General features: G+C 42.5%; 6 protein-coding genes and 1 pseudogene. 5 read left to right on the top strand and 2 right to left on the bottom strand.

The annotated features are described in order from the left end of the window. Nucleotides 1-89: 89 nt before the first annotated feature. The 5 genes and pseudogenes from N482_RS23990 to N482_RS03070 form a co-directional block, all read left to right on the top strand. Nucleotides 90-212, top strand: a pseudogene (locus N482_RS23990) (transposase); the annotation flags it as partial. 482 nt (nt 213-694) lie between these two features. Then, the gene (locus N482_RS03085; protein WP_063375692.1) at nt 695-1,870 is read left to right on the top strand and encodes a hypothetical protein; all 1,176 of its coding nucleotides are present in this window, start codon (nt 695-697) and stop codon (nt 1,868-1,870) included. 14 nt (nt 1,871-1,884) lie between these two features. Continuing rightward, on the top strand, nt 1,885-3,105 hold the full coding sequence (locus N482_RS03080; RefSeq protein ID WP_196765293.1) for an aminotransferase class I/II-fold pyridoxal phosphate-dependent enzyme: 1,221 nt from the start codon (nt 1,885-1,887) through the stop codon (nt 3,103-3,105). A 20-nt stretch (nt 3,106-3,125) separates the two neighbouring features. Then, on the top strand, nt 3,126-5,177 hold the full coding sequence (locus N482_RS03075) for a GMC oxidoreductase (protein WP_063375690.1): 2,052 nt from the start codon (nt 3,126-3,128) through the stop codon (nt 5,175-5,177). A 13-nt stretch (nt 5,178-5,190) separates the two neighbouring features. Next, nucleotides 5,191-5,532 carry a chorismate mutase gene (locus N482_RS03070; RefSeq protein WP_063375689.1) on the top strand — a complete coding sequence of 114 codons (342 nt, stop codon included), beginning with the start codon at nt 5,191-5,193 and terminating at the stop codon, nt 5,530-5,532. Between the two features lie 90 nt (nt 5,533-5,622). Here the strand turns inward: N482_RS03070 and N482_RS03065 are convergent, their stop codons facing one another. Next, on the bottom strand, nt 5,623-5,847 hold the full coding sequence (locus N482_RS03065) for an ATP-binding protein (protein ID WP_063375688.1): 225 nt from the start codon (nt 5,845-5,847) through the stop codon (nt 5,623-5,625). Next, nucleotides 5,828-6,166 (bottom strand): hypothetical protein, encoded by a 339-nt coding sequence (locus N482_RS25115; protein ID WP_063375687.1) that lies wholly within the window; start codon nt 6,164-6,166, stop codon nt 5,828-5,830. Before N482_RS25115 ends, N482_RS03065 begins: the two co-directional genes overlap by 20 nt. Nucleotides 6,167-6,182 lie beyond the last annotated feature (16 nt).

Raw genomic sequence — 6,182 nt, 5'->3', positions numbered from 1 at the left:
AGTGTCCATCTCATCACCCATCTCTAAATTGGCAAAGAATTGGCGTCGACTATCATTTTAGTAATGGTTAAAAGTTAGTCGTTCAATTCATGGCAACAGCACGGAGTAGACAAGTTAGCTTGGTGGATACCAAGTACTATCACTGTATCTCTAGATGCGTAAGGCGAGCGTATTTATGCGGAGAAGATAAAGTATCGGGCAAGTCTTATGATGCTGATAGTGTGAATAAGTCAAAGTCGCTCGGTAATTATACCGTCAGTTTCCCTGGGTAATCACACTACTACAACTAATGCGACGGCTTATTTCTTAAACTCGGCCGGATAACTTCTGTTTGTTCTTTTTGTCATTTTTCACTTTGATATTGGATTATATTCCATTATCAAAGTGTCCCGTACTATTAGAGCAGATGACTAGATCTTGATAAGATAAATGGAAACAATAGTTCGGAAATTCATGCTCTAGAGCATACCCTAGAGCAGGTTAAGTAGTACAAGAATGACATTGAGTTCTTATCACAAGTTATCGATAGATCACCAAATTATGATTCATTGGCCTTTTTCGAATAGAACTGTTTTTTTTAACGTCTTCAGCATCTTACTAGTTTATTTTTAATGGTGTAATACTTTGTAATTAATTAATTTATTTTATGTGGCTAACATGGTGGCTCAATAAATTAACTAAAATGGGAATGAGGATGAACACCATTATTGAGCTAGCTGAAGCACATCAGCAATGTCGTCGACAGGCAATTAATTTAATTGTGAGCGAGAATCGACTGTCGGAGCAAGTCTCTAAACTACTCTCAAATGATCTGGCATCAAGATATGCCGCGCCGTTCTACGCTGGCACTGATATCTCTCAAGAGATAACTCAGCTTGCGACTGAAAAAACCAAGTCAGTTTTCTCCAGTCAATTTGCTAATATTTCGCCAACCTCAGGTAGTAATAGCTTAATGGCTGTTGTGTTTGCTTTGACTGAGCCGGGTGACAAGGTCGCACGCGTTCCGCCGTTTTTCCCAGGCGGCGGATATCCATTCCAATACGAAGTGTTTCATCGACAATCATTGCCGCTTATCTTCGATGATGCACAGTGGCAATTAGACAAACAAGCCTGTATTGATTTGTTAATTAAAGAGCAACCCAAGCTGGTTATTTTGGGCGCGTCAATCTTTATGGTGCCTATGCCGGTCAGGGAGATTAGCGAAGTCGTGCACAGTTATGGGGGGGTTGTCGCGTACGATGGTTCTCATAGTTTAGGATTAATTGCCGGTAGTGAATATCAAGATCCGCTTGAAGAAGGCGCTGATATTTTATTTGGTTCAACACACAAAACTTTCCCCGGTCCACAAGGTGGTCTTATCCTGACTAACTCCGAACTTTTGCATAAAAAAATTGAGCTGGTTTCTAACTTTACACCACTCAATGGCCCAACCATGATTTGCAACCCGCACCTTGCAAGAATTGCAGCACTTGGCTTAACGCTAGATGAAGTACCTTGGCAAAGGTATGCCGGTCAAATTGTGAAAAATGCGCGCGCGTTTGCAAGTACCTTTAAACAAAATGGTTTTACTCTCAGAGGAGAGGCTAATCCAAATTTTGAAAACTCGACATATTGCCATCAAGTTTTACCTTTACTCGACAAAGAAACCGGCGTTAAGCACAGAGATAAACTCAAAGCGCATGGGATTTTTTGTGATGGCTTTATGCGTGTGGGTACTGCAGAAATTACGCGGCTTGGCTTTACTGAACACGATAGCGCGCACATAGCACAGCTAATGTGTGACGTAGTAAACAGCGCTGAGCCTGTATTAAACGGGGTGAAGGAGCAAGTAGACGCACTGGTGCGCAGTCATACTGAGATTGTAATGTAGAAGGAATGAAAACCATGCATTTTGCAGAACGTTTATATCCTCAAGCAAAGCTTGAAAACCTTTTATATGAAATCCGCCCAGCACGACGCGTGATTGACTTGAGCATCGGTGAACCGAATGTGCCTTTAAATCATGAAATCTTATCTCATATTCCTGATGGGTTTGAAGCGCTCGCACGTTATCCAAAAGAATCGTTGCAACAAACGTTGCTAGAGACTATACGAGATTGGTTGTGTAAACGGTACTCACTTGATACGAGTTCAATTGATGTGCAAGCGCAAATAACGGTACTGGCGGGCAGTCGGGAAGGGATCTTCATGATGCCCATAGCTTTGTTTAATCGTGAACTACAGCAAGGGGTACCAATCACGGTTGCCATGCCAGATCCAGGGTACCCAATTTATCAGGCCAGTGCTGAGAATGTTGGTGCGAAAGTTTGCTGTATCACCCAAGCACAGCTAGAACAGCTGGCGCTAAATGGGGGGGATACCTTTTCTGAGTGGTCTGATATTGACTTGATGTTTGTTTGCTCGCCTAACAACCCGACTGGTGAGGTACTGACACTACAACAGTGGACATGTTTAATTGAGCTGGCAAATAAGCACCAATTCATTTTGGTTGCCGATGAGTGTTATAGCGAGATCTATTCTGAGCCCTTCAAACCCTTAGGGTTACTAGAAGCATGCAAACATATTGGAAATGATAACTTTGAGAATTGCCTTGCTATTCATAGCTTGTCGAAAAGATCCGGGTTGCCGGGTTTAAGGTCGGGGTTTGTAGTGGGGGATGCAAAACTCATTAAGTTAATTCAAGGTTATCGCAATTATCACGGCGTTTCTTTGTCTCCAATTCAGCTAAAAGGATCAGAAGCTGCTTGGGCTGACGAGCAGCATGTCGAGACAAACCGCGCGATATATCAAGAGAAATTCGATGTATTTACAAAGCATCTTGGAGAATACTCTGCTTATCAGCTCCCTCATGGTGGCTTTTACATTTGGCTAGATGTAGGGGGCGATTCTGAAACATTTTGTCAGCATTTATACCAGAATTATGGCGTAAAAGTGTTACCAGGCCACTATTTAGCGGTCAGTGACAAGGTAAAGAGTGAAGTACGCCAATATGTGCGAGTCGCAGTTGTTTGCCATCTAGGTGAAGTCGAACAGGTGGCTACTGCAATTAAAAAGAGCATTGCGTTCTTTAGTCATTCAAACGTCGTTGGCGACCACGTCGCTTAAACCATGAAAAGGAAAATCATATGAATAATTCAAATTCGTCCAATACACCGGTTAGAGCAAATACCCTAATTATAGGGTCAGGATTTGGTGGCAGTGTTGCCGCACTGAGGCTTTGCCAGCAGCTGGAAAAAACTAATGAGCGAGTTATTTTGTTAGAGCGCGGTAAAGATTGGTGGGGTAATTTAACTGGCAAAAAGAGTCAGGCGCAAAGTGGCGCAGAGCCATTACCTCCTTTTTGTAACTATCGTCAACCTGATGGACGTGCTGCATGGATGGCTACAGAAGAGCCGTTTGGCACGCCTGTGGGCGACATTACACTTGGCTTAAATGACATTCCGCTTAACTTTAACGATGGTGAATTTGCCAAGCGGCCTGTGAAAAAATATCCGGGGTTAGTTGAAACCATTGAAGCTGAGAATATGACGGTATGGGTTGGTGCCGGTTTAGGCGGTACATCACAGGTATACAATACGATTTTTCAAAAGCCCTCAAAAGATGCGTTCAATCTTGCATTTAGAGATCCGGAAAATCAAAGCTCTAAGCTGTTAAGCTACGATGATATTGCTCCTAATTATGACGTTGTTGAATCAGTGATGAAGCCTAGAACCATGATTGATACAGCCATTGATACCGATGCAACTTTGCAATTTAATCAGGTTACGAGTGCGCAAATCGATCAACAAAATATTCAAACTGAAATGGTGAGCCTAAGTGAAAATGCTAATGACAAGTCTATCTCTATTGCGGCCTCTCCTGATTACCTCTCTACTCGTGTGTTTTTGGAGCAGGCGCAAAAATTGAAGGCTTACCAGCAAAAGTTTGGCTTTGAATCAGTAGAGCCTAAGTTTAGTACGCTGGCGCTAGATTGGTCAGTGGTTGCAAATGAAGTGTCTGGTTCCATGATGCCCTCGGCAACGATTGGGGAGATGTGGTATGGCATGAATAGCTATCATGAAGTTGACGATTGTCATGGCAAAACGTTTTATGGCATTAAGAATAGTCTTGATAAAAACTATCTTGCGCAGGCTAAAGCGACCAATAAACTAGATATTGAATGTTTGAGTGAAGTAACAAGCATCAACCGTATTGCTAAAGGTGATAATGGTGAGTTTGTTTACCGGATTGTGGTGAATAAAATCAACGAAGCCAATGTCGACGCACCACAGCAAATTATTTACGAAGCTGACAATGTCATTATGTCAGCAGGCTCCATGCACACTGCACGCTTATTACTTGAGTCTTCACATTCTCCGAGCTTAACGGATGTCACTAAAACTGGTCTGCCAGCACTGAGTAATTATGTTGGTAAATTCTGGGGACAAAATGGTGATTTATTTGCCACACAGTTTTGTAATCAAGATGTGCGTCCTGCAAATGGTGGCCCGGGCTCTGCGGAGTGTGATTTTTTATTTGGCCAAAAAGGTCAGTCAAAAGCATATTTGGACGAAAATCACGCGTCTCCATTTACCAAGATGGTGGTTTACCCAGTTTGGTATGAAGAAACCGTGTCTATTCAAAACACGCTAATGATGGGGGTGTGTCGCGATACAGCTCCGGGACAGTTTGAAAAACAGTATGATGGTACATTTGGCTTGTCATATCCACAAACAATAGAAATTGACGGCAAGTATGAAGGCGGCATGGGTGACTCAATCAATACGGCATTGAAGACTTTAGATGCATGGAAAGAAACCAATACAGCCAACTTGAGTGATGATGACCAGCGTAAACTCGCTCGTTTCAAAGGGTATCGCGGTCCATTGCATTGCAGTAACAATACTCAGCGTACATTCGTTGCAAATCCTGATGTTGAAAACGAACACTTTGATGTTGCTTATGGCATGACACCACACCCATTAGGAGGCTGTGTGTTGGGTAAAGCATGTAATAATTATGGGGCGCTTAAAGATGTTAAGGGCGCTGTTATTCCAGGGTTATATGTTGTTGACGGCTCACTCATCCCTGGTAGTACCGGTGCATGTACGCCAGCTTGGACAATTGCCGCAGTGGCTGAGCATTGTATGGCAGAAATCGCACCAGAAATTAAGCAAAAAATTACGTGTTCGAACTAAGGAGGGTATTAACATGACGATTGATTTTGAAAGCGAAACTAAGCTACCAAGCAAACATGGCTATGACGGTGACTATGCAAATGTACTGGCAGAGTTAAGGAGTGGTATTAATCAAATAGACAAGCAGCTTATAAACTTGGTCGCGGAGCGCTTTTCGAAGGTATCTGAAGTTGGCGATTTAAAAGCCATTTTTCATCAGCCTGTTGAAGATAGCCAACGTGAACACTGGGTATTAGATCAAGCGCTTGAAAACGCAAAAAGGAAAGGGGTCTCTGAGTTTTTGACCCGAGAACTGATGGATGTATTACTAAAGCACTCAAAAGTGGCTCAAGCTAAACGAGTCAGAGATTTGTAATTACTCATTGTTTACTTTGTCGCCCAAGTACTTGGGCGGCTTATACTGTGTTAGTTGTTCACTTTTGAATGCGCGACTGTTGAATGATATTTATGTATTTTCGAGCTTTTTGGGTATTTTAATTACAAACCTTGCTTCATTCGCTTGGTGCTCATAGCTGATTTCACCTTTTAAAGCATATACAACCGAGTTATAAGCGATATTCAGGCCTAACCCCAAGTTTCCCTCGCCGAGTTGGCTTGTATAAAAGGGGTCAAACATGTGCTTTTGATCATCCTCTGAAATACCGACGCCATTATCTTGATGAGTGGACATGGTTACTGTCATTTTTGATCTGAATATCAATGCATTTAGATGGTTGCAGCGCAAAGCCATGCGCACAAGAGTTGTTCACAAGGTGAGAAACTACTTTTATTAAAGTTTCTGGGTGAGAGTGAATACTTGCCGTATAGCCAGTTGCTGTTAAAACGATATCAGGTTCGATGCTTTGTGAAATGAGGGTGCACCTTTGAGTCAAAAAACTAAGTACTTCAAAGTCGGATGCTTCACTAGTACCTAAATTAGCTGCGATTAATTTAAAGCGCGCGATCATGTCGGCAGCGCGACCTGAGTTATTCGCAGTTAAAGCCAGCATTTCGGATGCTTCTTCT

The organism is Pseudoalteromonas luteoviolacea NCIMB 1942, assembly GCF_001625595.1.
GTDB lineage: Bacteria > Pseudomonadota > Gammaproteobacteria > Enterobacterales > Alteromonadaceae > Pseudoalteromonas > Pseudoalteromonas luteoviolacea_A.
Note: the sequence above shows the minus strand (reverse complement) of the source record. Positions and strands in the feature narration are given on the sequence as shown.